This is a genomic window from Luteitalea sp. (assembly GCF_022842525.1).
Classification (GTDB): Bacteria; Acidobacteriota; Vicinamibacteria; order Vicinamibacterales; family Vicinamibacteraceae; genus Luteitalea.
The window spans coordinates 574-2,951 of the sequence record NZ_JALHPM010000365.1 but is presented as its reverse complement, the minus strand read 5'-3'; the positions used below and the strand labels follow the sequence as shown (position 1 = coordinate 2,951).

The 2,378-nt window shown below is 66.0% G+C and carries 2 protein-coding genes, 1 tRNA gene and 1 pseudogene; 2 read left to right on the top strand and 2 right to left on the bottom strand.

The window, feature by feature from the left end; genetic code table 11:
* The first annotated feature begins 32 nt into the window (after positions 1-32).
* Together Q0C41_RS31010 and Q0C41_RS31005 are read left to right on the top strand one after the other, a co-directional pair.
* Positions 33-108 (top strand) — tRNA-Ile (locus Q0C41_RS31010).
* Between the two features lie 15 nt (positions 109-123).
* Positions 124-729 carry a hypothetical protein gene (locus Q0C41_RS31005; protein WP_291990849.1) on the top strand — a complete coding sequence of 202 codons (606 nt, stop codon included), beginning with the start codon at positions 124-126 and terminating at the stop codon, positions 727-729.
* Here the strand turns inward: Q0C41_RS31005 and Q0C41_RS31570 are convergent.
* Both Q0C41_RS31570 and Q0C41_RS31000 read right to left on the bottom strand, forming a co-directional pair.
* A pseudogene (locus Q0C41_RS31570) lies at positions 670-1,761 on the bottom strand (recombinase family protein); the annotation flags it as partial. The gene Q0C41_RS31005 and the pseudogene Q0C41_RS31570 sit on opposite strands and share 60 nt — an antisense overlap.
* Before the next feature lie 101 nt (positions 1,762-1,862).
* The coding region (locus Q0C41_RS31000) for a hypothetical protein (RefSeq protein ID WP_291990847.1) at positions 1,863-2,378 on the bottom strand (516 nt) is incomplete at its 5' end.

Sequence of the window (2,378 nt, the reverse complement as noted above, 5' to 3'; positions counted from 1 at the left end):
CGCGGGGCCCCTCAAGGCAGCCGAGCATCGCGGGGCCCGTAGCTCAATGGTTAGAGCCGGCGGCTCATAACCGTCTGGTTGCAGGTTCGAGTCCTGCCGGGCCCACCACTTCGGTACAAAACTGTGAACCACCGGCGGCGCCGCTCCGCCCGACAGAACGGCCTGTTCCAGAACGTCTTTTCGGCCCATGATCCGCACCACCGCATCGTCGACCTCGATCCGGTCGACGATCGAGCGAATGTAGGCCTTGCGGAACGGGATCTCGCCCGAATTGATGCGTTCGCGCATGAGCCGGGCGAAGCGATCGAGGGCGAGCGGGCCGATACGTTCCGTCGCACGTGTCCCCGACTGCGCGCGTTCGAGCGCCCCCAACGCCGCTTTCTGCGTGGCCTTCAGGGAGGCGATGCGCTCCTTCAGGATGGCGTCCATGGGGGCGACACCCTCCTCGACGAGCCTGTAGAGACGCCGGAGCCGTTCGCTCGCATCCTCCGCCTCGCGCGCCAGCGCCGCGATCCGCCGGTCGACGGCTCCTTGCTTGTTGGCCAGCCTCTCGGCAAGCGAGGCCAGCGTTTCCGCCAGCCGTTGGGGGTCGAGAAGATGGTCCGTCAGATGCCCGGTCACCAGCCTGTCCAGCTTGTCCATGCGGATCGAGCGCCCTTTGCAGGCGGTCTTGCCCTTCGTCAGGGCACTGTTGCAGGAGTAATAGCGATAGACGTCGCCCGATCGTGACGTGCCGGCGCGCAGCGCCATGCTGGCTCCGCATGTGGCGCAGGTCGCAATACCGGTCAGCAGAATGGGACCGCTGACGACTCTCGGCGGAGTGACGCGCGGATTGCGGTCCGCGAGCGCGTTCTGGACGGCATCGAACTCGGTCGCGCCGACGATGGCTTCGGCTTCGCAGTGGACGTGCTCGGCTTCGTCCTTGATCTTGCCCGTCCGGGCATTCCTGCGATTGAACCTCAACCGGCCGCTGTAGACTGGGTTGGTCAGAAGCCCGTGCACGCGGCCGACACCCCACAGGCCGCCGGTGCGGGTGCGATAGCCGTGCGCGTTGAGCCAGACGGTGATGGCCTTGATCCCCATCGGCCCTGAACCCTGGTCACCTTCGAGGACCAGCTTGAACATGAGCCGGACGGTCTCCGCATCCACCGGGTCGACGGCAAGCTTCTTCTTGGCCCGACCGCCGCGCCGCTCGGTCTCGACCACCTTGTATCCGAGCGGAGGCTGGGAGCCGTTCCAGAAGCCCTGGCGTGTGTTCTCCTTCATCGCCCGCAGGACGTGCTTGGCGTTCTCCTTCGACTGATACTCGTCGAAGAGCGCGATGACCTGCCGCATCATGACCTGGGCCGGGTCGTCGCCGAGTTCCTGGGTGATGGAGACCAGCTTGACACCATGTTTGGCGAGCTTGCGGAGGTAGAACTCGAGGCCGTAAGCATCGCGGAAGAAGCGGGAGAACGAGTGCACGACAATCACGTCGAACGCGTTCTCGCCGTCGCAGGCGCGCTCGATCATGCGCTGGAACTCGGGCCGTTTGTCGTCGGTCGCCGAGGCGCCGGGCTCGACGTACTCGGCCACGATCTCCATGCCCCGTGCGGAAGCCCATGCGGTCGTCTGCGCCTTCTGGTCGGGGATCGACAGGTCGTGCTCAGCTTGCCGACCCGTCGAGACGCGCAGATAGGCGGCGGCGCGGAGGGCCGAAGCGGGCCTTTCAGCACCCTGCGTTTGCGGAGCACCGCGCGTTCGCGCAGACCGCGCCGGCATGCGCTTCGCCTCGATGTCGTCCATGTCACGTCCCTCCCGTGCACACATTCAGGCCCACGAACGAAGGCTAGCCATGGAAGCGGGCAGGACAAGGGTGGCGTTCAAGCCTTCTCACTGTCGTCAGCCTGCTTCGCGTGACCAAGCAGCTCGCGCAGCTCCCGCTCGAGATAGGTTTCGATCACGTCGAGCTCCGCCCGGCCGATCGGGAGCCTGGGGCCGAAGTTGTTGCAGACGACGGGATCGAGTGGGACGGTCGAGCGACGCGCGCTCGACCGTGGCGGGCCGCGGCACGTGGGCTGCGCCATACTATCGGCTTTGCTCGGGTCAATGGAGGCCTCCGGCTGGGACTGTGTCCGATCGTTCTGGCCGGCGCTCAGAACAATAACTTCAGCAGCTCCTTGTGCTGCCGGACCGACGCGCGTCGTCCAGAGTGGCCAAGCATCACCGTTGGCGACAAGACGCAGCCGCGGTGCAATTTCTGCTTTTCGTTGCTTGCGCTTCCAGTCGCGTGCAACGACGGATGCGACGCGCGAGGGCGCGCCGACCACTGGTCGCAAAGCGTGCTCGAACGCATGAGTCTCCAATGGCGCCGCGGCGGCGCGTCCTTGATCCCATTC